The sequence below is a fragment of the Allobosea eneae genome (genome assembly GCF_042657265.1).
Classification (GTDB): Bacteria; Pseudomonadota; Alphaproteobacteria; order Rhizobiales; family Beijerinckiaceae; genus Allobosea; species Allobosea eneae.
Genome location: NZ_JBHSLW010000076.1, coordinates 17,084 through 39,261, shown reverse-complemented (window position 1 = coordinate 39,261; position 22,178 = coordinate 17,084). Strand labels below are relative to the sequence as shown.

Below are 22,178 nucleotides of genomic sequence, written 5' to 3'. Positions count from 1 at the left end.
CTAAGCCGCCAACGATCAACAGCCCTCATCCTGAGGAGCCGCGTCAGCGGCGTCTCGAAGGACGGGGGCTGTGGGTTTCCGCTTCGACAAAAGCGAGAGGCGTTCGAAATCGCCCGCGATGAACGCTTCCTTCTTGGCGCGAGACCAACCCTTGATACGTCGCTCCATGGCAATCGCATCTGTGATAGCTTGGAAATGCTCGGCAAAGACCAGCGTTACCGGTGTGCGTTTAGAGGTAAACCCGTCAGTGTGAACACAATTGTTGTGCTCCGCGACGCGGATCTCAACGGTCGAGCGCGTTGAGCCAGTATAAAAGGCTCCGTCGGCGCATCTGACAATGTAGACCCAGCATCCATTGGTATCGCGCATTGCGATCCCCCAGATTCCGACTTCTCAGGCGTAAACCATCAGCAGCCATTCTGGATCATCCTTCGAGACGCCGCTACGCGGCTCCTCAGGATGAGGGCTGTGGAGAAACTAGGCTGACTATACAATCAGCCCCTGCATCGGCGCGAGCCCGCCGGTGCCGGGGAACACCTTCTCGGCCAGCACAGGCCCCGAGAGCCCGAAGAGGTCGGCAACGACGCCCTTCGCGACCGCTCGGATATCGGTGGTCGGCCTGAGGTCGCGCTGCTCGTGCAACTGCTCGGGCTTGAGGCCGGGCCAGTCGGCGATGATCCGCCTGCCCCTGACCGCGCCGCCGACCAGGAAGGCGACCGTGCCGGTGCCGTGATCGGTGCCGACCGTGCCGTTGACGCGGGCGGTGCGGCCGAACTCGGTGACGACCATCACCACCGTATCCTGCCAGACGGGTTTCAGCCCGCTCTCGAAGGTGGCGAGCGCGCCGTCGAGCCCGCCGAGCAGCGTCGCGAGGCGGCCCTTGGCGCCGCCCTCGTTGGCATGTGTGTCCCAGCCTTCGAACGCCAGCGCGGCAATGCGTGGGCCGTCATCGGCCCCGACCAGCCTCGCCGCGCCTTCGGCGATGCGCTTCATACCTTCGGCGCTGTCGGGACCACCGCCGCCACGAGGCTGCTCGGCGCCCTGCCTGGTCGCAATCAGCTCGGTCTCGATCGCCCGTTTCAGCACCAGCGCCAAATTGGGATCGCGCTCGCCATAGAGATCGCCGAGGCGCTGGACGAGATCGGCGCCGGCCCGCGCCATGCGCGGCGGCGCCCAGCCGAGCACCGGCGCCTCGCCGCGCACCACCAGAGGCGGGACCACGCCGACGCCGAGCGCGCCGTGGCGCGACACCGCCTCGCCCGGCGGCAGGCTGGCGATCAGCCGGTTGAGCCAGCCGCTATCGGTCTTGCCCGGGCCGCCCTGCCCGCTTTCGAGCACGTCCTGCCCGTCGAAATGCGAGCGCTCGCGATAGCCGGTGGCGCTGGCATGGACGATCGCCGCCTGTCCCTCGGCATAGAGCCGGGCCAGGTTTGGCATCGCCGGGTGCAGATAGAAGAAGCCATCGAGCGGCAGCGCCGCCTCCGGCCCGTCCTTGCAGAGTGCGATGCCCTCGCGCAGATCGGCGTAACCGGGGTCGCCGAGCGGCGGCACGGCCGAGAGTCCGTCGAGCGCGCCGCGCAGCACCACCAGCAGGAAGCGGGAATCGCGCGAGCCAGCCGCCGCATGGGCGAATTTCGGCATATAGGACCATGCAAAGAGCGCGCTGGCCGCACCGAGCACGGCGCGGCGCGAGGGCGTCATCCGTTCGCAATCATCGTCGTCGGTGGCCATGCTCACCTCCGCTGGAATTCAGGCGACATCAGGAGCAGCGCGAGCGCCTGCGGCTTACTCTCGGCACGCGCCACCGCCTGCCGGGTCTGCGGCGACGCGAGCGGGCCGAGCACCTCCTCGACCAGCGCACGCGGATCGGCGACCGAACCTGCCGCCTGCCGGCCGAGCTGGGCTGCGACATCGATGCGGGTCTTGATGCCCTCGGGCGTCGCCCAGGCGGCGTTCGTGTCGGGATAGCCGTCCGGGCCGGAGGGCTGCCAGAGCGGCTGTCCCATCACGCCGAGCGGCCCGGCGACCTGGCCATAATCTGGCTTGCGGCCGAGCGCCCGAAACGCGGCGACCAGGAATTCCTGCGGCGTGCGCAGCTTGGTCGCGGATGTGATCCAGACAGCTTCGGAGGACACCAGCGCCCGCGAGAGCGCGGCAAGATCACCACCCGTCTCGCGGAAGACACGAGTGAGCTCGCCGACCAGCGACTGCGGCGGCTCGTCGGCGACGAAATGGCGGGCGAGCTTGCGGGCGATGAAGCTCGCCGTGCTCGGATGGCGGGCGAGATCGGCCAGCGCCGCCATGCCTTTCTCCTTGCCCTCCTGCCGATAGACCTTGCCGAGCAGCCTCTGGCCGCCAGGATCGTGCAGGCCGGGATTGAAGGCGAAGGAGCCGGGGAAGCCCAACCGCGCATCGCGCCCGACCACCGTCCAGCCGGTGATGATCCGCGCCAGCGAGGTGACGTCGGCCTGCGTATAGCCGCCGGAGACGCCGAGCGTGTGCAACTCCATGATCTCGCGGGCGAGGTTCTCGTTGAGGCCGCGGCCGCGACGCTTGCCGGCGCGCGAATCCGGGCCGATCGAGAGCTGGTTGTCGAGGAAGTTGAGCATCGCCGGATGGCTCTCGACTGCGATCAGCAGGTCCTCGAAACGGCCGAAGATGTTGGGGCGGATCGCCTCGCGCTCGAAGGCGCCGGCCATGGCGCGGACGAAATTGCCCTTGGCGACCGAGACGCAGAAATGGTTCGACCAGAACTGCACCAGCCGCTCGGCGAAACCGGCTTCGGCCTCGAGCGCGCCCTGGACGCGGGCGACGACCTCCTCGCGGTAGACGGCCTGCGGAAACTGGGGAACCGGCTGCGCCGGCGCCTGCATCTGGCCTTGCGGCTGCCCGGGCATAGGCGGCGCGGCGGCGACCTGCACGCCCTGCTCCATGCCTTGCTGGCCGGCAACCCGGCGCGATTCGCGCGCGGCGCGCTCCTCATCCTCGAACGCATAAAGCGCTCGCCCGATCGGCGCAGCGCCGGAGAAGCTGACGCGCGGCTGCTGCGCGCCGTCGCTGCGAATCTCCGCCAGCAGGCGCTCGCGGACATCTCCCGACGCTCCGCCCTGCCCCGGCTTCGGGCCCAAGCCCAAGCGCTGCAAGGCCTGCATCTTCAAGCGTGGGTCTGACCAATCCGCCATGCCCTCGCCTCCGCCATCTGCGTCGCCATGAGCAAGCTCCACTGCAACTATGGCGAAAGCCCGACCATATCCGCAACGCAAAAGCCGCCGCCCCATTCGGAGCGGCGGCCTCTCGCAGGTCGCAAGATGCGTCCAGGTCACATCGCCGGCAGCGCCGCGACATCGCGCACCGGCGCGCTGAGCCCGCCGATCTTGCCGACCATCGCGGCCTTGCCGGTGGTGATGTCGAGCTTGTAGAGGCCGCCATCGGCCACCAGCCAGCCGGTATTGCTGCCGTCGGCCGCCGTCTCGATATCGAAGGCGATCGCCTTCGGGGTGATGCCGAGCTTGCCGATCGCGCCGAGCACGCCGTCATTCGGCGGCGCCTGCTTCAACAGCCCGCCGATCTTGCCGTCGATGTCGTAGAGCGCCGTTTCCTTGGTACCCTTGACCGAATTGCTGTAGGCACCGGCGACGACCATCGGCGTCTCGCCCTTGTGCATGTCGGTCTCGGCGAACTTCAGCTTGCCGTCGACCGTGGTCTTGCCGTCGTCGACATTGACGCGAAGATTGGTGCCGTCGGCGCCGATGACGCGCAGACGATCAGCGGCCGGGTTGAAATCGACCGTCGCCATCGTGCTGGCCGAGAGCACCGTGTCCATCTTCGACTTCATTGTCGCCTTGCCGGCCTTGTCGACCGTGTAGATCGTGCCGTCGGTGGCGAGCGCATAGAGCATGCCGTCGGCGGGGCGGACATCGATGCCGGCGATCTTGCCATTGATACCCGTGACCTTCATCGACTTGCCGGCCTTTTGGGTCGCGGTGTCGACCATGGTGAGCGTGTCGTCGCCGGTCAGGACGGCGAGCGTGCCGGCCTGGGCTGCAGTCGCCGCGAAAGCCGCGCTGAGAATGGTGGAAGCGAGAAGTAGGTTGCGAGCCTTGGTCATGTGATGTCCTCCGGTTCGTGTCGCGATCTCAAAGGGTTGGCCGAGGCCTCCTGCGGCGCGGCACCCATGGCGGATAGCGACCAGACTCCGATGCGGATGCGGAGGAAAAAATAAAAGCTGCGGCCTGCATCCAATACCGGCAGCATCGGGTATCTATTGGCCGCCGTATCCGTGAGGGCGGCGGGAGACCGGGGAGACGGATGGCGAGCGAGGCAACGCAGGAAGCACAGCCCGGCGAGATCGAAACCGCGCTGCTCGCCTGCGCCGCCGGCGACAAAAACGCGCTCAGGCGCATCTACGAGGCCGAGTCGCCGCGTATGCTCGGTGTGGCGCAACGTCTCTTGAAGCGCCGCGCCCTGGCGGAGGAAGCGGTGCAGGACGCGTTCGTGCTGATCTTCAGGCATGCTGGCCGCTTCGATCCCGAGCGCGGCGCCGGCCTGACCTGGATCTATGCCATCCTGCGCAACCGCGCCCTTTCGATCCTGCGCGACGAGAAGCGGACCGAGACGAGCGACACTCCGATCGCCGAGGAGACGGCGAGCGAGGAGGACGATCCGGAGACGGTGATGGCGAAGCTGTCGGATGCCAGCGCGCTGCGAGCCTGCCTGGAGATGCTGCCGCCACAGCGGCGCGGCCTCGTACTGCTCGCCTTCGTGCAAGGGCTGACGCATGGCGAGATCGCCGGGCGCCTCAAATTGCCGCTCGGCACCGTCAAATCCTGGATCCGCCGCTCGCTGCTCTCGCTGAAGGAGTGCCTCGGATGAGCCCCTCCCGCGACGATCAACTCAGCCCGCCCGAGCGCGACGCGCTTGCCGGCGAATATGTGCTCGGACTGCTTGACGAAGCCGAGTTCGCGGCGGCCGAGCGCCGGCTCGATGCAGACCGCGACTTCGCCGCTTCGGTCGAGCGCTGGCGCGTTCACTTCTTCGCGCTCGACGCGACCGCCACGCCGATCGCGCCTCGGGTCGATCTCTGGCCCCGGATCGAAGCCGGGCTGGCGGGCCTGATGCAGCCAGCCGCCTCGGCTGCGGCGACGCGCCCGGCGACAGCCGGCTCCGGCCGCCTCGCCGACTGGTGGAACAGCCTGTTCGTCTGGCGTGGCGCCGCCTTCGCCGGCGCGCTGGCGACCGTGCTGCTGGCTGTTGGTCTGGTCGGCGCGCTTGATCGTGCCAAGCGTCAGCCGCTGATGGTCGCGGTGCTCCTGACCGACAGCAATGTCGCTGCCGCGGTGGTCAACACCTTCGCCGATGGGCGCGTCGAGATGCTGCCGCTGCAGAGCATCGACGTGCCGGCCGGCAAGGCGCTGGAGATCTGGACCTTGTGGGACCGCGCTGTCGGCCCGCGCTCTGTCGGCCTGATCGATCGGGCGCGCTCGACGCCGCTGCGGCTCGACAATCTGCCGCTCGGCCGGGACCAGCTCTTCGAGATCACGCTCGAGCCGGCAAGCGGCTCGCCGACCGGCCGGCCGACCGGGCCGATCATCGCCAAGGGCACGACCTCGCAGCGGCTGTAAGGTCGCAGCGTTCCGCGTCGACACTCCTTCATTTAGGGGACGCGGCATATCCGGGCCTCGCCATAGAGTCGCATGCAACGGCCTCGATGTGCCGGCGCACTCCACGGGCGAGCGAGATGGTCGCGAGATTCGAGAAACCACTCTGGTGGGCAGAGCCCGATGGGTGGGACAGGAAAAACAACTATCAGATGTTGCCGCTGGGCCGCCCGCGCGCCATGTCGGTGATCACCGACGACGCCGACTGGGTCCTGATCGTCAGGCCGCGCTCGGCTCTCAAGCTGACCGACGTCATACCTGCGCTCACATCGCTCGGCATGCACGACACCGCAGAGGTGTTCCAGCTCCCGCGCAAAACCACTGTCCAGTTCGCGCTGTTGTCCGATGTCTCCGGTCGCTTCAGCCTGACCCTGCAACGCGCCAACGGCAGCCGAGCCGACGCCTCCTGGCTCAGGATCAACTGCAAGATCGTCCGCCCAGTTCGCTACAAGCCATTCATCCTTGTCGATCTCCTGGGCCGCAAGATCGACCACGACAAGCAGACCCTGCTCAAGGAAACCCAGTGGGCCAACCAGCGCTTGTTCGGCGAAGCCAATGTGCAGGCCTGGGCACAGGCCGACCTCGTCGAATTGAAAGTCGACAAGGATTATCCGGAAGTCCCTATCGGAACGGCCGATAATGGCCCCACGGAATTTGCCTTCTGGAACCAGACGCTGCCGCCAGCCGCGGTCGACTACTACCTCATATTCGTTTGGCGGATACGCTACGACAAAACTCACGACGACCCGATCGGTATCTGCTGGGGCAAAAAGTACATATTCATCGAGCCTAGCGACGAATATCCGATGTCACAGGTCATCCTTCACGAGATCGGCCATGCGCTCGGCCTCGGGCACAATCCGGATTCGGGCTCGGTCATGGAGCCTTATGCCAAGAAGGACATCAAAGCCTTTCGCGAGCCCGAGATCGACTTCCTGAACAACTCGGCCTGAAGCGATAAACGTTCGGGGATCTTTCCGCATGCCGCTCAAATCCTACGCCTTCAAGGACGATCCCAAGCTGCAGGCCTGTCTCGTGAAGGACTCCGCCCATGTGCTTCTCGGCCACAAGGGCATCCATGTGCGGCGGATCCAGGCCGCCCTGCGCGCGCTCGACGGCGCGGTGATCGATCCGGCCGAGCTGAAGACGGATACCTACGGCAAGTCGACTGCCGCGGCGGTGCTCGCCTATAAGCGCAAGCGCCAGATCATCGCCCACTCGCGCCAATCGCAGGCCGACGACATCGTCGGCAAGATGACGATCGAGGCGATGGACAAGGAACTGCTCACCGCGACGCTATGCCCGCCTTCGAACGGGAGGCGCTGCGCCTGCCCCAGGAACAGCCGGATGATGGTGCGCTACGCACGCAAGGCCGAGCCGAGCCTTTACCTGTTGTCGCCGCAGCAACTCGCCGAGCTGACGCGGAATATCGCCTGACCCTGCGACCTCGATTACTGAAGGTCTGCGAAGGCCCGCTTCAGGCGCTCGGCCGCCTCGGCCACCACGGAACGCTGGGTCGCGAGGTTGAAGCGCAGGAAGCTGTCGCCGCCAGCGCCGAAGCTCGCACCATGATTCACCGCGATCTTCGCCTGCTTCTCGACGCGAGCGATGAAATCCCTTGGCTCCATGCCGGTGCCGGAAAAATCGACCCAGGCGAGATAGGTCGCCTCGAGCGGCATCGAGCGCAGGCCGGGAACGGCGTTGATCGCATCGTCGAAGAGCTTGCGATTGCCGTCGAGATAGGTCGTGAGCGCATCCACCCAGGCCGCGCCCTCCTTGCTGTAGGCCGCCGTCGACATCTCCATGCCGAAGGCGTTCGGGGAGATGCCGAGCGCGTTCATCCGGGCGCGGAACGGCGCGCGCAATTTTTCATCGGGAATGATGACGTTGCCGACATGGGCGCCGGCGATGTTGAAGGTCTTGGTCGTCGCCGTCATCATCACCAGGCGATCGACGATCTCCGGCGCGGCATTGGCCATGACCGTATGTTTGTAGCCGGGCATGACCAGGTCGTGATGGATCTCGTCCGAGACCAGGATCAGGTCGTGGCGAACGCAGAAATCGGCGATCTGGCGGAGCTCGTCGCGGGTCCAGACGCGCCCGCCGGGATTGTGCGGCGAGCACAGGATCAGCATCGTCTCCTTGCCGGTCATCTGCGCATCCCAGCCGGGGATGTCGAGGACGTAGCGATCGTCTTCCTGCGCGAGCCGGCATTCGACGACGTCGCGGCCGGCAGCTTTGATGACGCGGGCGAAGGCGTGGTAGACCGGCGTCATCAGCACGACGCTGTCGCCGGGCTTGCTATAGGCGTCGACGCAGAGCGCGGTGCCGTTCACCAGCCCGTGCGTGGTGAAGATCGCTTCCGGTGTGACCTCCCAGCCATGGCGTTCCTGCATCCACCAGCGGATCGCGTCGCTGTTCGTCCTCTCGTCGCCGAAATAGCCGTAGACGCCATGGGCGGCCATCGCCTCGACCGCGGCCTGGACGCAAGGAGGCGGGCGGAAGTCCATGTCGGCGACCCACATGGCGATACCGTCGGAGACCGGCACGCCGTAGATGGCTTCCATCTTGTCCCATTTGGCGCAGTTGCTGCCGCGGCGGTCGATATGCAAGTCAAAGGTCGAAGCTGCGATCATCATGGGTTCCGATGCATTGCCGGGCCAGCACGAGACCATCGCATACCAAGAAAGCTCTTCTCCGCCAGCAGCGTTTCGCGCAATTCCAATCTACCGTGGCGGTCTGGCGGAGACTCGCGGCAGCGGCTGCGGGCCTGCTATAGGCCGCTCATGAGCCTGCCGACGCCCCTGATCGAGACCCTCGGTTCCGTCGCGGCGATCATGGCAACAGCGCGCGACCCCTGGTGGATCATCGCCAGCGCCGCCGCTGCCCTGCATGGCGCCGAGCCGGTCACGGTCGCCGATGTCGACCTCCTGCTCAGCGTCGAGGACATCAATCGCATCCTGCCAATGCTCGGCATCGAGCCCTATCGAGGACCATCGAACCCTCTGTTTCGGTCAGAGGTTCTGGCCAAATGGCCGGCGCCGCCGGTGCCGGTCGATCTGATGGCCGGCTTCGAGCATCGCGTCGGTGATGCATGGCACCCGGTCTGGCCCACGACGCGGCAGGCGATCATGATCGGCTCGGAGACCCTCTATGTCCCTGAGCGGGACGAGCTCAGGCGCATCATCGCAGGGTTTGGCCGCCCCAAGGACCTTGAACGCGCCAGCCTGCTGGCGGCGCTCACATCACCACCGTGATCGTCTCGGCCGCCCGCGTCAGGCCGGTATAGAGCCAGCGAGCCCGGTGCTCGCGGAAGGCGAAGGCCTCGTCGAAGAGCACGACACTGTCCCATTGCGAGCCCTGCGCCTTGTGCACGGTGAGCGCATAGCCGAAGGTGAACTCGTCGGTGTGGCGGCGCAGTTCCCAGGGCACTTCGTCCTCGGTGCCGTCGAAGAAGTTGGGCATGACCGAGACCTTGACCGGCTTGCCGCCGGTGTCGTCCTCCGGCGTCACCCGCATGGTGACGAGGCCCTTCTTCGAGGTCTTGAGCTCCTGCACGATCCAGGCGCCGCCATTGAGCAGGCCCTTGCTCTTGTCGTTGCGCAGGCAGACCAGCTTCTCGCCGACCGCCGGAACATTGGCGACATGGCCCATCAGCTGGCGCATGCGGGCGTTGTAGAGCCGGCGCGTCTTGTTGAGGCCGACCAGGACCTGATCGGCCGAGAGCACGATCTCCGGCGTGATCTCGGCGCGGCGGATGATCCGGCTCGCGCCATAGTCGCCGATTTCGAGCCGCCCGCCCTCACGCACGATCATCGACATGCGCACGATCGGGTTGTCGGCCGCCTGGCGGTGGACCTCGGTCAGCATCACGTCAGGCTGACCTTCCGTGAAGAAGCCGCCGCCCTTGACCGGCGGCAGCTGGGCGGGGTCGCCGAGCACCAGCACCGGCGTCCCGAAGGACAGCAGATCGCGCCCTAACTCCTCGTCGACCATCGAGCACTCGTCGATGATGATCAGCTTGGCCTTTGCCGCCGTGCTCTCGCGGTTGAGCACGAAGGTCGGGCTCTCCTCGTCGACGCCGCGCGAGCGATAGATCAGCGAATGGATGGTCTGCGCACCCTCGCAGCCCTTGTTGCGCAGCACGAGCGCCGCCTTGCCGGTGAAGGCGGCAAAGACGACGGTGCCGTCGACGCCCTCGGCGATATGGCGGGCGAGCGTGGTCTTGCCGGTGCCGGCATAGCCGAACAGGCGGAAGAGCTGCGGCGAGCCGACCTTCAGCCAATCGGCCACGGCGGCGAGCGCCGCGTCCTGCTGCGGCGACCAGCTCATAGGTGGATGCGAATGCTGTTGAGCATGGCGCACAAGGCCGCGAGTCGGGCGGCCAAGGCAAGCCGGATCAGGCGGCGCGCAGCCTTCGGGCGAACTCGTCCGCTTCCGCCTGCAAGGCAGAGATGCGCTCGTCGAGCTGGCGCGCCCCGCTTGCACCCTGCTCGGCGCGGGCGACCGTCTGGGCGGTCGCGCCAGCAATCGTCGTCACTGCGCTCGCAGCCTGGCCGGTGACCGCCGAGATTCGCGCAATCGTCTCGCCGAGCCCCTGCAGAAGCCCGGTATGCGAAGCCACCATGGCCGAGATTTCCGTGCTGGCCTGCTCGACCGCGCCAGCACGCCCGACGATCCCGGAAATCGCCTGCGCTGCTTGCGAGAGTGCCGCGTCCACTGTCGCGATCCGGCGCACGATCTGCCCGGTCGCCTCTGCGGTCTGTGTTGACAATTCCTTGACCTCGCTCGCGACGACCGCGAAGCCGCGGCCATGGGCGCCGGCCCGCGCAGCCTCGATCGTGGCATTGAGGGCGAGCAGATTGGTCTGCCGGGCGATCGCTTCGATCAGCTGGATGACATCCCGGATCTGACCGGCGTTCTCGGTCAGCCTGCCGACCAGGCCGGCCGTGCCGGCAGCATCACGCGTGGCCAGGCTCGCCGTTTCCGAAACCCGCCTGACCTCGCGGTTGATCTGCTCAACGACCTCTTCCAGCCGCACAGCCGCATCGGCGATTCGCTCGGCCTCGCCGCCCGCGCCGGCGACCGCATTCGCAGCCGCCCCGCTGCTCTGCGAAATCTGCTCGGCCTGAACGGCGGATTCGGTGAGCGCGGCATCCAATTCCTCGCTCAGGCGGCCAATGTCGGCGAGCAGCCGGCCGATCCGGCCTTCAAACTCCTGGGCTATCAGATGAAGCTCCTCGGTTCGGCGCCGTTCATGCTGCTGCGCCAGTTCAGCTTCCGCATCCCGGGTGACGAGCGTGGCGCGGACCTCACTCAGCGTGCGGACGGTCCGGGCGAGCTCGCCGATCTCGTCGCGGCGTCGGCGATGGGGGACCTCGATGACGTGGTTCGAGGATGTCGCCGCCTGAATCGAGGCCATCAGCTCGCGCAGCGGCCGAGTCAGATAGGTTCGCAACAGAACGATCGCCAGAAATCCACCGGCGAACGGCAGCGCGACGGCAATGACGATGCTCCGAAGCCTAACCGTTCCGGCCAGAGTTTCTGCACGTCCCGCGGCGAGGCTGGCGCGTCGGTCGAGCTCGTCGCGCAACCTGCCGGTGACGCCCATGATCTGGCGGACATTGTCCTTTGCAGCATCGGCCGACGCCTCGACGAGCGCCGCCTTGGGAGAAACCTGACGGCCGATCGTGACGATATCGCGCTGGAACGCGATGAATGTGCGGATGCTCGGGTCGAGCGTGGGATTGGCCAGCTTCATCTCGTCCGTCAGGGACGACATCAGATTCGCCCGCGCCGCATCGACCAGCTCGATCGCGGCATCGATCTGATCAAGCGCCTGCTCGACCTCCCGCGGCTCGCTCGCATCGTCGAAGCGGCTGAGGAGCGAGGCCTGCGCGACACGGCTCGAAAGCAAAGCCGCCTTGTTGGCGAGCTGCTGTCCGCCGAAGGCTTCCCGGTCGATTGCATGGACGGAATCGAGTCCGCGCACGACGCTGGCGAGGCCTAGCGCCGCAGCAATGCCGAAGATCGCGAAAAGCACGGTGATCTTCGCCGTCAGTCCGACCCGTCGAATCACATCAACCATCCATGTCGAGCGCGCGACTTCTCGCACCCGGGCAGCAAACGGATGCTTAACAGAGCCAGCTAAATATCTAAAATATCTTTCGTTTTCTATTTGACAGCATTTCCCCAAGCGCACGCGCTCAGAATGCGAACCGCATCAATAGGCGGCCGGGTTTCGGCCTTGCGAATACCGCGAAGCCGGCACGGCGGAACACGCTTTCAGGACCGACATAGAGCCCGTCGGCGCTGCGCTTGCCCTCATTGTCCATCGGCGCAGCCTCGACGAGGCGCGCGCCACCTTCCCGCGCGAAACCGAGCCCGCCGAAGAGCAGCGCCGCCGTGAGGCCCTGGCCGCGATAACCCTTGCGGACAAAGAGGCAGGACGCCGCCCAGTTGCGCTCGTTCTGCGCCGGCGCACCCGGCAGCGGCGTCGGGGCACGGCGCCCGATTGTCCTACTCGGGCACATGCGCCCGCGGCCCGATCTGCAGCCAGCCGACCGGAACATCGCCGGCGAAAGCGAACACGCCCGGCGGCGGCTCCTTGCTGACGCGCTCCTCGAAAAGCTGCCGTGCGCCCTCACCGAGCGAGGGCTTGCGCAGCTTCGGCGGCATGCGGAAATGATCGCACCAGCAGCCATAGCAGGGCCCTTGCAGGCCGAAGAGATCCTCCAGCGCCCGGCGTCAGCGGGACGACCTGAAAGTCTACCTTCGTCATCCCAGCCCCTCTCTCGACAGGCGGGCGCAAACAGGAGAGGAAATGACGCGTCGCCTCCGAGGCGACCGCCGTTGGAGGCTTTCCATGTCACTCGAACTCCTCGCCGCCTATCTCGTCGCCTGCTTCGTCATCGTGACCGTGCCCGGCCCGACGGTGACCCTGATCATCGCCAACAGCCTGAGGCATGGTAGCCGCGCCGGGCTTCTCAACATGGCAGGAACACAGGCCGGGCTGGTGATCATGATCGCGATCGTCGGCATCGGCCTGAGCTCGGTGATCGCAGCGATGGGCCACTGGTTCGACTGGGTCAGGCTCGCCGGCGCCGCCTATCTGATCTGGCTGGGCTGGAAAATGTATCGCAGCGCCGGTGAGATCAGCGATGGCGCGGCCGAGGCCCGCGCGCCGCGGGGCGGCTTCTTCCTGCAGGGGCTGCTGGTGGCGCTCAGCAACCCGAAGACGCTGGTCTTCTTCGGAGCTTTCTTCCCGCAGTTCCTCGATCCGACCCGCGACTACGCCACGCAGATCGCGATCATGGGCGCGATCGCGATGCTGTTCGCCGCCGTCAGCGACAGCGCCTATGCGATCCTCTCCGGCCGCGCCGGCCGCTTCCTATCGCAGAAGCGCGTCCGGCTGATGTCGAAGTTCAGCGGCGGCTTCCTGATCGGCGGCGGGCTCTGGCTCGCCTCGACCCGCGGCAGCTGATCCCTACCAGGGGATCGCCTCGCCCTTCCAGTTGCGGAAGCTGTTGGTCTGGGCCATGCCGGACGCATCGATCGTCGCGATCAGCCCGGCGGCGCTCTCGGAAGCCGGGATATCGGCCCCGCCGCCGCCCATATCGGTGCGGACCCAGCCGGGGTGGAACAGCAGCACCGCGACCTCGCTGTCGCGCACCGCATTGCCGAAGCCGACCATCACCATGTTCACCGCCGCCTTGGAGGAGCGATAGGCAATGGCGCCCGATGGATTGCTGCCGATCGAGCCCATGCGACTTGAGATTGTCACGATCTTGCGGCCCGAGCCGGCCTCGACATTCGGCAGGAAGGCCTGCGCCACCCGCAAGGGGGCGTAGACGTTGACCTCGAAGACCTCGCGCCACGCCTTGAAGTCCATGTCGAGCGCCGTCTGCCGATCGCGCGGACCGTAGACGCCGGCATTGTTGACGAGCACATCGATCGGCCGGCCATCGAGTGCCTGCTTGGCCGCCGCCACGCTCCTGTCAGAGGTGACGTCGAGCTCCAGCGGGGTCAGCGTTCCGGCCTGGCCGCTCGCAACCTCCGCCAGCGCCCCGCCCCAGGGATCACGCGCCGCGGCGACGATATGGTCCCCTCGCCGCAGCAACTCCATGGTCAGCGCCAGGCCGATGCCGCGATTGGCGCCGGTGATCATCCAGGTCTGCGGCATGGTCGGTCTCCGTCTTGAAGACCTGACCTAAGCCTCTGGCCCTGTCCTTTCCAGAGCAGCGGCCCACGGCGGCATGCGAACGCCATCGCTCGTAAGGATATTCACTTGCCTAATCTGAATATTCATATGACTATCGATCCATGTCCCTCTACATCCGCGACCGCACCGTCGACGAGCTCGCGACCCGCTTGCAGAAAGCAACGGGCGCGCGGACAAAGACGGAAGTCGTGCGCCGCGCCCTGGAACAGGAGCTTGAACGGGTGGAGAGCGCCCGTTCGCTGCGCGAACGGATAGCGCCCAGCCTCGCGCTCGCCGACGCAATGGGGCAAGGCAGAAGCGACTTTGACGTCAAGGCCTTCCTCGACGAGATGTGGGGCGACGTGTGACCTATCTGGACGCGTCCGTGATCGTCGCAATCCTCGGACGGGAGGACGACTCCGAGGCCCTGCTCGATAGACTGGAAGCTGCCCCAGCTCCGTTTCTCGTTTCGCCGCCGGGCCTGTTCGAGGCCGTCATGTCGCTGGCGGCGAAAAAGGCGCGCGACACAGGGCGTGAACTCGATTCCTCCCTGATCGACCAGGCCCAGAGCAGCGTCGCCTTGTTCGCCGCGAACATCAAAGCGCGCGAAATCGAGATTTCGCCCGCAATCGGCCGGGCCGCGATCGAGGCGGCGAAGCGCTATGGGCGCGCGGTCGGCAGCCCGGCCAAGCTCAACTTCGGCGATTGCTTCGCCTACGCCTGCGCCAAGGAACATGGCGCGGTCCTGCTCTACAAGGGTAACGATTTCGCGCAGACCGATATGGCGTAGCGATCAGCAGTGCGGAGCCGCCGCCGTCATTCCGGGTTTGGGCTTTTCGCCCTTCTCCGGAATGACGGAAAGCACAAGTCCGCAGCCTCAGCCCTTGCGCTTTCCATAGCCGCCGGCGGTCGGCGTGATCACGGTGACGGCTTCGCCGGCCTGGAGCAGCGTCTGGTCTGACGGCTTGAGCTCCTCGACCTCTCCCGAAAGCCGCCGGACCAGCGTCCTGCCGAGCTCGCCGGGTTCCCCGCCCTTCATGCCGAAGGGGCGCACCTTGCGGTGCGAGGCGAGGATGGCGCAGTCCATCGTCTTGAGGAACCGGATGGTGCGGCTGGTGCCGTCGCCGGCATTCCATTCGCCCTTACCGCCTGACCCGGCGCGGATGTGGAAATCCTCCAGCACGACCGGGAAGCGCGTCTCCAGGATCTCCGGATCGGTCAGGCGCGAATTGGTCATGTGGACATGGACGCCCGAGGTGCCGTTGAAGCCTGGCCCGGCCGGCGAGCCCGAGCAGATCGTCTCGTAATACTGGTACTGGTCGTTGCCGAAGGTCAGGTTGTTCATCGTGCCCTGCGAGGACGACATCGCCTCCAGCGCGCCGAACAGCGTATTGGTCACCGCCTGGCTGACCTCGACATTGCCGGCGACGACGGCGGCCGGATAGCGCGGCGCCAGCATCGAACCCTCGGGCACGATCACCTTGATCGGCCTGAGGCACCCGGCGTTCATCGGGATCGCATCGTCGACCATGACGCGGAAGACATAGAGCACGGCGGCGCGCGTGACCGGCGCCGGCGCGTTGAAATTGTCCTCGCGCTGCGGCGAGGTGCCGGTGAAATCGACCGTCGCCTCGCGCCTGTCGCGATCGATGGTGATCTTCACCTTGATCGCGCAGCCTTGGTCCATCGGATAGGTGAACTCGGAGTCGTGCAGGCGGGTCAAAAGGCGCGCGACGCTCTCGGCGGCGTTGTCCTGGACATGGCCCATATAGGCCTGGACCACGTCGAGGCCGAAGGAGCGGATCATCTTGCGCAGCTCCGCCACGCCCTTCTCGTTGGCGGCGATCTGTGCCTTCAGGTCGTTGACGTTCTGGACGACGTTGCGGACGGGATAGCGCGCACCGGTCAGGAGCTTGACCAGTTCCTCCTCGCAGAAGCGGCCCTGATCGACGATTTTGAAGTTGTCGATATAGACGCCCTCTTCCTCGATATTGGTGGCCAGCGGCGACATCGAGCCCGGCGCGGTGCCGCCGACATCGGCATGGTGGCCGCGGCTCGCCACCCAGAACAGGATGGTCTTGTCTTCGTTGTCGAAGACCGGTGTGCAGACGGTGATGTCGGGCAGATGCGTGCCGCCATTATAGGGCGCGTTGAGGCAATAGACGTCGCCGGGGCGGATCACCGGATTGTTCGAGATCACCGTCTCGACCGAGCGGTCCATCGAGCCGAGATGCACGGGCATGTGCGGCGCGTTGGCGACGAGCGCGCCGGTCTGGTCGAAGACGGCGCAGGAGAAGTCGAGCCGCTCCTTGATGTTCACGGAATAGGCGGTGTTCTGCAGCGTCACGCCCATCTGCTCGGCGATCGACATGAACAGGTTGTTGAAGATCTCGAGCATGACCGGGTCGGCCCTGGTGCCGATCGCCGCCTGCTGCACCAGCGCCTTGCTGCGGGTGAGGACGAGATGGTCCTTGGCGGTGAGCTTGGCGGTCCAGCCATCCTCGACGACGACGGTCTGGTTCGGCTCGATCACGATGGCCGGGCCGGCGATGCCCTGGCCGCGCGCCATCGCCTCGCGCCGGACGATCGCCGCCTCGTGCCACTGCCCCTTGGAGAAGAAGCGGGTGCGCTCGGCGATCTCGGGTTCGCCGGCGTTCTCGGCGGCAGCTTCCTCTTCGAAGCGGGCGCCGCCGCCGACGGCCTCGACCTCGACCGCCTCGACCACCAGCGCCTTGGTCTCGTCCATGAAGCCGAAGCGGGCCTTGTGCGCCGCCTGAAAGGCGTCCTGCATCTCGGAGCGGCTGCCGAAGGGCGTCGCGATCGCGGTGTCGGTGCCGGCATAGCGGATATGGGCGCGGACATGGATGGCGATATCGCCATCGGGCACGCCCTGTCCTGCAACCTCGCCCTTGGCCTCGGCGCCAAGCCTGTCGGCGAGCGCGCCGATCGCGGCCTTGGCCTCGGCATCGAGGGGCACGTCGAGCGCCGCGGTGCGGGTGGCGCGGATCTCGGCGAGGCCCATGCCATAGGCCGAGAGCAGGCCGGAGAACGGGTGCAGCAGCACGGTCTTGATGCCGAGCGCGTCTGCAACGAGACAGGCATGCTGGCCGCCGGCGCCGCCGAAGGAGTTCAGCGCATAGCGGGTGATGTCGTAGCCACGCTGGACCGAGATCTTCTTGATCGCCTCGGCCATATTGGCGACGGCGATCTGGACGAAGCCGTCGGCGACCTCCTCCGGCGAACGGCCATCGCCGACCTCGGCCGCGAGCGCCGCGAATTTCTCGCGCACCGTCGTGACGTCGAGCGGCTGGTCCTGGCCGGGGCCGAAGATCGCCGGGAAATAGGACGGGATCAGCTTGCCGACCATGACGTTGGCGTCGGTCACGGCGAGCGGGCCGCCGCGGCGATAGGCGGCCGGGCCCGGATTGGCGCCGGCGGAGTCGGGGCCGACGCGGAAGCGCGAGCCGTCGAAGTGGAGGATCGAGCCGCCGCCGGCCGCGACCGTGTGGATGAGCATCATCGGCGCACGCATGCGCACGCCGGCGACCTCGGTCTCGAAGGCGCGCTCGTATTCCCCATCGAAATGGGCGACGTCGGTCGAGGTGCCGCCCATGTCGAAGCCGATGACCTTGTCGAAGCCGGCCGAACGGCCGGTCTCGGCGAGGCCGACGACGCCGCCGGCCGGACCGGACAGGATCGCGTCCTTGCCCTGGAACAGCTCGGCGGCGGTGAGGCCGCCCGAGGACATCATGAACATCAGCCGCGCGCCGGTGCGGGCGATGTCGAGCTCCTCGGAGACCTGCGCGACATAGCGGGCGAGGATCGGCGAGAGATAGGCGTCGACCACGGCGGTATCGCCGCGCCCGACCAGCTTGATCAGCGGCGAGACCTCATGGCTGACCGAGACCTGCGGAAAGCCGATCTCGCGGGCGATCTTCGCGGCGAGTTGCTCATGCGCCGGGTAGCGATAGCCGTGCATGAAGGCGATGGCGACGGCGCGGAATCCGGCATCGAATTGCGCCTGCATGTCGCTGCGGATCGCGGCCTCGTCGGCGGCCTTCTCGACCGAGCCGTCAGCAAGGACGCGTTCCTCGATCTCGACGACGGCGTCGTAGAGCTGCTCCGGCTTGATGATCTCCTTGGCGAAAATGTCGGGCCGGGCCTGGTAGCCGATGCGCAGCGCGTCGCGGAAACCCTTGGTGGTGACGAGCAAGGTACGGTCGCCCTTGCGCTCGAGCAGCGCATTGGTCGCGACGGTCGTGCCCATGCGGACCTCGCCGACCGTGCCGGCCGGGATCGGATCGCCGGCCTTGAGACCGAGATGGTCGCGGATGCCCTGGACGGCGGCGTCGCGATAGGCACCGGGGTTCTCGGAGAGCAGCTTGCGGGCATGCAATTTGCCTGCGGGATCACGGCCGATCACATCGGTGAAGGTGCCGCCACGGTCGATCCAGAAGTCCCAACGGCCGCTCATGATCCGATCCCCCGATTATTGGCCAGGAAGGCGTTTTGACGTTTCATCGATAAATCGTCGATGAAACGTTGACAAGCCCATTTCGCCGATTAGGATCGGCTCAGCGATCGGGACATGGCTGAGGGGCCGGGCCGATCTGAGGGGAGGCTTTCATGACGGGACCAGTCCTGGCAACCGCTGCTTTGCGCATGGCGCAATCGGCTGGCGTGGCGGTACGCCGTCCGGAGGCGCACGCATGATCCGCCGCTTCCTCGATGGGCTCTACCTCTTCGCCGGCTACGCCGCCGGCCTCTTCCTGATCGCGATCCTCGTCCTGATGATGGGCCTGTCGATCGGCCGCGAGGTCGGCTTCAACATTCCTGCCGGCGACGATTTCGCCTCCTGGTGCATGGCGGCGATGGCCTTCCTCGGCCTCGCCCACACCTTCAAATCCGGCGAGATGATCCGCGTGGGCCTCCTGATCGACCGCTTCCAGGGCCGCACGCGCTGGGTGTTCGAGGTTTTCTCGCTGGTGCTCGGCCTCGGCTTCGCCGGCTTCTTCGCCTGGCATGCCGTGGTGATGACCTGGCAATCCTACGAGTTCAACGATATTGCCGGCGGCGTCGTCGCCATGCCGATGTGGATCCCGCAGCTCGGCTATTCCGGCGGCCTCGTCATCCTGTTCATCGCCATGCTCGACGAGTTCGTCCATGTCGTGCTGCGCGGCCAGCCGCCGCGCTACGAGAAACCGCCGCCGCAATCCGACGAGGAGATCGTCGAGCGCGCCATGGCGAGCGGAGTCTGACCGATGGCGATGATCGAAATCTCCGCCTTGCTGCTCGTCCTGCTAGCAGTCCTTCTCGCAGGCGGCGTCTGGATCGCCATCTCGCTGATGGCCTGCGGCTGGGTCGCGATGCAATTCGTCGCCGGCGGCATCCCGGCCGGCTCCGTGCTCGCCACGACCATCTGGGGCAACAGCGCCTCCTGGACACTGGCTGCCCTGCCGCTCTTCATCTGGATGGGCGAAATCCTCTACCGCACGCGGCTGTCGGAAGAGATGTTTCGCGGCCTCGCCCCCTGGCTGAACTGGCTGCCGGGCCGGCTCATGCACGTCAACGTGCTGGCCTGCGGCATCTTCGGCTCGGTCTCCGGCTCCTCGGCCGCGACCTGCGCCACCGTCGCGAAGATCGCGCTGCCGGAGCTGAAGCGGCGCGGCTACAATGAGAAGCTCGCGCTCGGCTCGCTTGCCGGCGCCGGCACGCTCGGCATCCTGATTCCGCCCTCGATCACCATGGTGGTCTATGCGGTGGCGGCCAACGTCTCGATCATCCAGGTCTTTCTCGCCGGCTTCCTGCCCGGCCTGCTCGTGATGGCGCTCTATTCCGGCTACATCGCGGTCTGGCACCTGCTCCACCCCGAGCAGGCGCCACCGGCCGAGCCGAAGATGAGCCTCTCCGAGAAGCTCAGGGAATCGGCCAATCTCATCCCCTGCATGCTGCTGATCGCGCTGGTCTTCCTGTCGCTGCTGCTCGGCTGGGCGACGGCGACGGAATGCGCCGCCTGGGGCGTGCTCGGCTCGTTCGGCATCGCCTGGTGGTCGGGCTCGCTCACCAAGGAGGCCTTCTGGCAGAGCGTGATGGGCACGACGCGGATCACCTGCATGATCATGCTGATCCTCGCCGGCGCTTCGTTCATGTCGACCTCGATGGCCTATACCGGCATCCCGGCCGCGCTCGCCGCCTGGGTCGATAGCCTGCACCTGTCACCCTATGCGCTGATCGCGGCGCTGACCGTGATGTACATCCTGCTCGGCGCCGCGCTCGACGGCATCTCGATGATCGTGCTGACCACAGCGATCGTGCTGCCGATGATCAAGGCCGCCGGCTTCGATCTGGTCTGGTTCGGCATCTTCCTGGTGCTGATCGTCGAGATGGCCGAGGTCTCGCCGCCGGTCGGCTTCAACCTGTTCGTGCTGCAGACCATGTCGGGCAAGGATTCGAACACCGTCGCGCTCGCCGCCCTGCCCTTCTTCTTCCTGCTGGTCGCGGCCGTGGCGATCATTACGATCTTCCCGCAGATCGTGATGGTCTTGCCCGAACTCGCTTTTCCGAAATGATGCGCAACCACCACCAAGAGGGAACGGAGAACACCATGAAGCGTAGCGATTTCATCAAGGGCATGCTCGTCGCCGGTACCGCGGCTGCGACGCTCACCCTCGCCGCTCCGGCCGCCTTCGCCCAGGCGAAGTGGAACCTGCCGGCAGCCTACCCCGCCGACAATCCGCACAGCGAGAACCTCGCCACCTTCGCCAAGGAGGTCGAGGCGGCGACATCAGGCAAGCTCTCCATCACCGTCCACGCCAACGCGTCCCTGTTCAAGGCGCCCGAGATCAAGCGCGCCGTGCAGACCGGCCAGGCCCAGATGGGCGAGGTGCTGATCTCGCTGCACGAGAACGAGGATCCGGTCTTCGGCATCGACGTCGTGCCGTTCCTGGCGACCTCCTTCGCCGAGTCGAAGAAGCTCTATGCGGCCTCGAAGGCGGCGGTCGAGAAGAAGCTCGACAGCCAGGGCATCAAGCTCCTGTTCATGGTCCCGTGGGCGCCGCAGGGCGTCTACACCAAGAAGGAGCTCAGCACGATCGAGGACATGAAGGGCCTGAAGTGGCGCGCCTACAATGTCGGCACGACCCGTCTCGGCGAGCTCCTCGGCATGCAGGCGGTCACCATCCAGGCTGCCGAGTTGCCGCAGGCGCTGGCGACCGGAGTGGTCAACTCCTTCATGTCGTCGGGCGGCACCGGCTACGACTCGAAGGCCTGGGAGACGCTGACGCATTTCTACGACGTCCAGGCCTGGATTCCGAAGAACGCGACCTTCGTCAACAAGGCCGCCTTCGCGGCGCTCGACAAGCCGACGCAGGACGCGATCCTCAAGGCTTCGGCCGATGCCGAGGCCCGGGGCTGGAAGCTCTGGGAAGAGAAGACCAACTGGTATCTCGACCAGCTCAAGGCCAAGGGCATGAAGGTGCAGGCCCCGTCGCCTGCGCTCAAGGACGGCTTCAAGAAGGCCGGCGAGACGCTGACCGCCGACTGGCTCAAGAAGGCCGGCGCCGACGGCCAGGCGATCGTCGACGCCTATAAGAAGATTTGAGGCGTGATGCTTTCCTTCTCCCCTCGGGGGAGAAGGTGGCAGCGCGAAGCGCTGACGGATGAGGGAAGGACAGGCTCGACCTGTCCTTGTCTCACCTGGTCGAACCGCCCTCATCCCCCTGCCGGGACCTTCTCCCCCGAGGGGAGAAGGGAGCCCCCCGCGCACCGCGCCTCTTTCGACAAGAGACAGCATGCACCCCTCCGACGACCTCGGCCCGATCGTCTCCTCCGGCCATCTCGCCTCCGGCGCGATGCCGGCGCTGTCGGAGTTCGAGTTCGCGCTGACGATGACGGTGCATGCCTTCCAGCGCTGGATGCTGCGCTGCATGACGGCTGCCGGCATCCCCGAACTGACGCCGATGGACGTGCTCGTCCTGCACAACGTCAACCATCGCGGCAAGGCCAAGCGCCTCGCAGACATCTGCCTCGTCCTCAACATCGAGGACACGCATCTGGTGAACTATTCGCTGAAGAAGCTCGAGCGCCTGAAGCTCTTGAAGAGCGGCCGCAAGGGCAAGGAAAAGACCGTCGCGATCACGGCGGCGGGCGAGGACGCCTGCAAGCGCTACGCCCAGATCCGCGAGCAATTGCTGGTGAAATCGGTGCTGGCGACCGGAGTCGATCCGGCCCGCCTGTCGGAGATCGCCGCCGCGATGCGCTCGCTATCGGGCCAGTACGACCAGGCGGCGCGGGCGGCGGCCAGCCTCTAGGCCAGAGACCTC

General features: G+C 66.5%; 23 protein-coding genes. 12 read left to right on the top strand and 11 right to left on the bottom strand.

The window, feature by feature from the left end:
• Nucleotides 1-15: 15 nt before the first annotated feature.
• The 4 genes from ACFPOB_RS27835 to ACFPOB_RS27820 all read right to left on the bottom strand — a co-directional run bounded on the left by ACFPOB_RS27835 (nt 16) and on the right by ACFPOB_RS27820 (nt 4,108).
• The gene (locus ACFPOB_RS27835) at nt 16-369 is read right to left on the bottom strand and encodes a GIY-YIG nuclease family protein (protein ID WP_377801509.1); all 354 of its coding nucleotides are present in this window, start codon (nt 367-369) and stop codon (nt 16-18) included.
• 117 nt (nt 370-486) lie between these two features.
• The gene (locus ACFPOB_RS27830) at nt 487-1,731 is read right to left on the bottom strand and encodes a DUF1501 domain-containing protein (RefSeq protein WP_377801508.1); all 1,245 of its coding nucleotides are present in this window, start codon (nt 1,729-1,731) and stop codon (nt 487-489) included.
• Between the two features lie 2 nt (nt 1,732-1,733).
• On the bottom strand, nt 1,734-3,182 hold the full coding sequence (locus ACFPOB_RS27825; protein ID WP_377801507.1) for a DUF1800 domain-containing protein: 1,449 nt from the start codon (nt 3,180-3,182) through the stop codon (nt 1,734-1,736).
• Nucleotides 3,183-3,319: 137 nt separating this feature from the next.
• Nucleotides 3,320-4,108, bottom strand: a complete 789-nt coding sequence (locus ACFPOB_RS27820; protein ID WP_377801506.1) for a DUF4394 domain-containing protein — start codon at nt 4,106-4,108, stop codon at nt 3,320-3,322.
• A 200-nt stretch (nt 4,109-4,308) separates the two neighbouring features.
• Between ACFPOB_RS27820 and ACFPOB_RS27815 the strand changes: the two genes are divergently transcribed.
• From ACFPOB_RS27815 to ACFPOB_RS27800, 4 genes are all read left to right on the top strand, one after another.
• Nucleotides 4,309-4,872 (top strand): sigma-70 family RNA polymerase sigma factor, encoded by a 564-nt coding sequence (locus ACFPOB_RS27815; protein ID WP_377801505.1) that lies wholly within the window; start codon nt 4,309-4,311, stop codon nt 4,870-4,872.
• The gene (locus ACFPOB_RS27810) at nt 4,869-5,621 is read left to right on the top strand and encodes an anti-sigma factor (RefSeq protein WP_377801504.1); all 753 of its coding nucleotides are present in this window, start codon (nt 4,869-4,871) and stop codon (nt 5,619-5,621) included. Before ACFPOB_RS27815 ends, ACFPOB_RS27810 begins: the two co-directional genes overlap by 4 nt.
• Nucleotides 5,622-5,737: 116 nt before the next feature.
• The gene (locus tag ACFPOB_RS27805) at nt 5,738-6,610 is read left to right on the top strand and encodes a matrixin family metalloprotease (protein WP_377801503.1); all 873 of its coding nucleotides are present in this window, start codon (nt 5,738-5,740) and stop codon (nt 6,608-6,610) included.
• Nucleotides 6,611-6,638: 28 nt separating this feature from the next.
• Nucleotides 6,639-7,094 (top strand): hypothetical protein, encoded by a 456-nt coding sequence (locus ACFPOB_RS27800; protein WP_377801502.1) that lies wholly within the window; start codon nt 6,639-6,641, stop codon nt 7,092-7,094.
• A gap of 14 nt (nt 7,095-7,108) precedes the next feature.
• Here the strand turns inward: ACFPOB_RS27800 and ACFPOB_RS27795 are convergent, their stop codons facing one another.
• The gene (locus tag ACFPOB_RS27795; RefSeq protein WP_377801501.1) at nt 7,109-8,296 is read right to left on the bottom strand and encodes a MalY/PatB family protein; all 1,188 of its coding nucleotides are present in this window, start codon (nt 8,294-8,296) and stop codon (nt 7,109-7,111) included.
• 147 nt (nt 8,297-8,443) lie between these two features.
• On the opposite strand from ACFPOB_RS27795, the gene ACFPOB_RS27790 reads away from it, so the two are divergent.
• Nucleotides 8,444-8,914 (top strand): hypothetical protein, encoded by a 471-nt coding sequence (locus tag ACFPOB_RS27790; protein ID WP_377801500.1) that lies wholly within the window; start codon nt 8,444-8,446, stop codon nt 8,912-8,914.
• Here the strand turns inward: ACFPOB_RS27790 and ACFPOB_RS27785 are convergent.
• The 4 genes from ACFPOB_RS27785 to ACFPOB_RS27770 form a co-directional block, all read right to left on the bottom strand.
• Entirely contained in the window at nt 8,898-9,989 is a 1,092-nt protein-coding gene (locus tag ACFPOB_RS27785) for an ATP-dependent DNA helicase (RefSeq protein WP_377801499.1), read from the bottom strand. The genes ACFPOB_RS27790 and ACFPOB_RS27785 overlap by 17 nt on opposite strands.
• A gap of 67 nt (nt 9,990-10,056) precedes the next feature.
• Nucleotides 10,057-11,736: a methyl-accepting chemotaxis protein gene (locus tag ACFPOB_RS27780; RefSeq protein WP_377801498.1), complete on the bottom strand. Its 1,680-nt coding sequence runs from the start codon at nt 11,734-11,736 to the stop codon at nt 10,057-10,059.
• Between the two features lie 127 nt (nt 11,737-11,863).
• The gene (locus ACFPOB_RS27775) at nt 11,864-12,190 is read right to left on the bottom strand and encodes a hypothetical protein (protein ID WP_377801497.1); all 327 of its coding nucleotides are present in this window, start codon (nt 12,188-12,190) and stop codon (nt 11,864-11,866) included.
• A complete protein-coding gene (locus ACFPOB_RS27770) occupies nt 12,177-12,335 on the bottom strand; it encodes a hypothetical protein (RefSeq protein WP_377801496.1) in 159 nt (52 codons plus the stop codon). The genes ACFPOB_RS27775 and ACFPOB_RS27770 overlap by 14 nt, the downstream gene beginning before the upstream one ends.
• 187 nt (nt 12,336-12,522) lie before the next feature.
• Here ACFPOB_RS27770 and ACFPOB_RS27765 point away from each other — a divergent pair, with 187 nt between their 5' ends.
• A complete protein-coding gene (locus tag ACFPOB_RS27765) occupies nt 12,523-13,140 on the top strand; it encodes a LysE family translocator (RefSeq protein WP_377801495.1) in 618 nt (205 codons plus the stop codon).
• 3 nt (nt 13,141-13,143) lie between these two features.
• Here ACFPOB_RS27765 and ACFPOB_RS27760 read toward each other — a convergent pair whose 3' ends face one another.
• Entirely contained in the window at nt 13,144-13,839 is a 696-nt protein-coding gene (locus tag ACFPOB_RS27760; protein ID WP_377801494.1) for an SDR family oxidoreductase, read from the bottom strand.
• 140 nt (nt 13,840-13,979) lie between these two features.
• On the opposite strand from ACFPOB_RS27760, the gene ACFPOB_RS27755 reads away from it, so the two are divergent.
• Together ACFPOB_RS27755 and ACFPOB_RS27750 are read left to right on the top strand one after the other, a co-directional pair.
• Nucleotides 13,980-14,225, top strand: coding sequence for a type II toxin-antitoxin system VapB family antitoxin (locus ACFPOB_RS27755; protein WP_377801493.1), 246 nt, complete (start codon nt 13,980-13,982; stop codon nt 14,223-14,225).
• Nucleotides 14,222-14,647, top strand: coding sequence for a type II toxin-antitoxin system VapC family toxin (locus tag ACFPOB_RS27750; RefSeq protein ID WP_377801492.1), 426 nt, complete (start codon nt 14,222-14,224; stop codon nt 14,645-14,647). Before ACFPOB_RS27755 ends, ACFPOB_RS27750 begins: the two co-directional genes overlap by 4 nt.
• 87 nt (nt 14,648-14,734) lie before the next feature.
• On the opposite strand, the gene ACFPOB_RS27745 is transcribed toward ACFPOB_RS27750, so the two are convergent.
• Complete coding sequence (locus ACFPOB_RS27745) at nt 14,735-18,331, bottom strand: hydantoinase B/oxoprolinase family protein (RefSeq protein WP_377801491.1); 3,597 nt, start codon at nt 18,329-18,331, stop codon at nt 14,735-14,737.
• Nucleotides 18,332-18,566: 235 nt separating this feature from the next.
• Here ACFPOB_RS27745 and ACFPOB_RS27740 point away from each other — a divergent pair, with 235 nt between their 5' ends.
• The 4 genes from ACFPOB_RS27740 to ACFPOB_RS27725 all read left to right on the top strand — a co-directional run bounded on the left by ACFPOB_RS27740 (nt 18,567) and on the right by ACFPOB_RS27725 (nt 22,166).
• The gene (locus tag ACFPOB_RS27740; RefSeq protein WP_091831578.1) at nt 18,567-19,115 is read left to right on the top strand and encodes a TRAP transporter small permease; all 549 of its coding nucleotides are present in this window, start codon (nt 18,567-18,569) and stop codon (nt 19,113-19,115) included.
• Nucleotides 19,116-19,118: 3 nt separating this feature from the next.
• Nucleotides 19,119-20,426 (top strand): TRAP transporter large permease, encoded by a 1,308-nt coding sequence (locus tag ACFPOB_RS27735; protein WP_377801490.1) that lies wholly within the window; start codon nt 19,119-19,121, stop codon nt 20,424-20,426.
• A gap of 35 nt (nt 20,427-20,461) precedes the next feature.
• Entirely contained in the window at nt 20,462-21,457 is a 996-nt protein-coding gene (locus tag ACFPOB_RS27730) for a TRAP transporter substrate-binding protein (RefSeq protein WP_377801489.1), read from the top strand.
• Between the two features lie 190 nt (nt 21,458-21,647).
• Nucleotides 21,648-22,166, top strand: coding sequence for a winged helix DNA-binding protein (locus ACFPOB_RS27725; protein WP_377801488.1), 519 nt, complete (start codon nt 21,648-21,650; stop codon nt 22,164-22,166).
• The last annotated feature ends 12 nt before the right edge of the window (nt 22,167-22,178 follow it).

What these genes read in the sequence shown, in the direction of transcription:
- ACFPOB_RS27730 (WP_377801489.1), top strand. Translation starts at nt 20,462, where the DNA reads ATGAAGCGTAGCGATTTCATCAAGGGCATGCTCGTCGCCGGTACCGCG.
- ACFPOB_RS27740 (WP_091831578.1), top strand. Translation starts at nt 18,567, where the DNA reads ATGATCCGCCGCTTCCTCGATGGGCTCTACCTCTTCGCCGGCTACGCC.
- ACFPOB_RS27805 (WP_377801503.1), top strand. Translation starts at nt 5,738, where the DNA reads ATGGTCGCGAGATTCGAGAAACCACTCTGGTGGGCAGAGCCCGATGGG.
- ACFPOB_RS27770 (WP_377801496.1), bottom strand. Translation starts at nt 12,335, where the DNA reads ATGCCGCCGAAGCTGCGCAAGCCCTCGCTCGGTGAGGGCGCACGGCAG.
- ACFPOB_RS27765 (WP_377801495.1), top strand. Translation starts at nt 12,523, where the DNA reads ATGTCACTCGAACTCCTCGCCGCCTATCTCGTCGCCTGCTTCGTCATC.
- ACFPOB_RS27835 (WP_377801509.1), bottom strand. Translation starts at nt 369, where the DNA reads ATGCGCGATACCAATGGATGCTGGGTCTACATTGTCAGATGCGCCGAC.
- ACFPOB_RS27785 (WP_377801499.1), bottom strand. Translation starts at nt 9,989, where the DNA reads ATGAGCTGGTCGCCGCAGCAGGACGCGGCGCTCGCCGCCGTGGCCGAT.
- ACFPOB_RS27725 (WP_377801488.1), top strand. Translation starts at nt 21,648, where the DNA reads ATGCACCCCTCCGACGACCTCGGCCCGATCGTCTCCTCCGGCCATCTC.
- ACFPOB_RS27815 (WP_377801505.1), top strand. Translation starts at nt 4,309, where the DNA reads ATGGCGAGCGAGGCAACGCAGGAAGCACAGCCCGGCGAGATCGAAACC.
- ACFPOB_RS27830 (WP_377801508.1), bottom strand. Translation starts at nt 1,731, where the DNA reads ATGGCCACCGACGACGATGATTGCGAACGGATGACGCCCTCGCGCCGC.
- ACFPOB_RS27795 (WP_377801501.1), bottom strand. Translation starts at nt 8,296, where the DNA reads ATGATGATCGCAGCTTCGACCTTTGACTTGCATATCGACCGCCGCGGC.
- ACFPOB_RS27820 (WP_377801506.1), bottom strand. Translation starts at nt 4,108, where the DNA reads ATGACCAAGGCTCGCAACCTACTTCTCGCTTCCACCATTCTCAGCGCG.
- ACFPOB_RS27745 (WP_377801491.1), bottom strand. Translation starts at nt 18,331, where the DNA reads ATGAGCGGCCGTTGGGACTTCTGGATCGACCGTGGCGGCACCTTCACC.
- ACFPOB_RS27825 (WP_377801507.1), bottom strand. Translation starts at nt 3,182, where the DNA reads ATGGCGGATTGGTCAGACCCACGCTTGAAGATGCAGGCCTTGCAGCGC.
- ACFPOB_RS27775 (WP_377801497.1), bottom strand. Translation starts at nt 12,190, where the DNA reads ATGTGCCCGAGTAGGACAATCGGGCGCCGTGCCCCGACGCCGCTGCCG.
- ACFPOB_RS27790 (WP_377801500.1), top strand. Translation starts at nt 8,444, where the DNA reads ATGAGCCTGCCGACGCCCCTGATCGAGACCCTCGGTTCCGTCGCGGCG.
- ACFPOB_RS27735 (WP_377801490.1), top strand. Translation starts at nt 19,119, where the DNA reads ATGGCGATGATCGAAATCTCCGCCTTGCTGCTCGTCCTGCTAGCAGTC.
- ACFPOB_RS27760 (WP_377801494.1), bottom strand. Translation starts at nt 13,839, where the DNA reads ATGCCGCAGACCTGGATGATCACCGGCGCCAATCGCGGCATCGGCCTG.
- ACFPOB_RS27800 (WP_377801502.1), top strand. Translation starts at nt 6,639, where the DNA reads ATGCCGCTCAAATCCTACGCCTTCAAGGACGATCCCAAGCTGCAGGCC.
- ACFPOB_RS27810 (WP_377801504.1), top strand. Translation starts at nt 4,869, where the DNA reads ATGAGCCCCTCCCGCGACGATCAACTCAGCCCGCCCGAGCGCGACGCG.
- ACFPOB_RS27755 (WP_377801493.1), top strand. Translation starts at nt 13,980, where the DNA reads ATGTCCCTCTACATCCGCGACCGCACCGTCGACGAGCTCGCGACCCGC.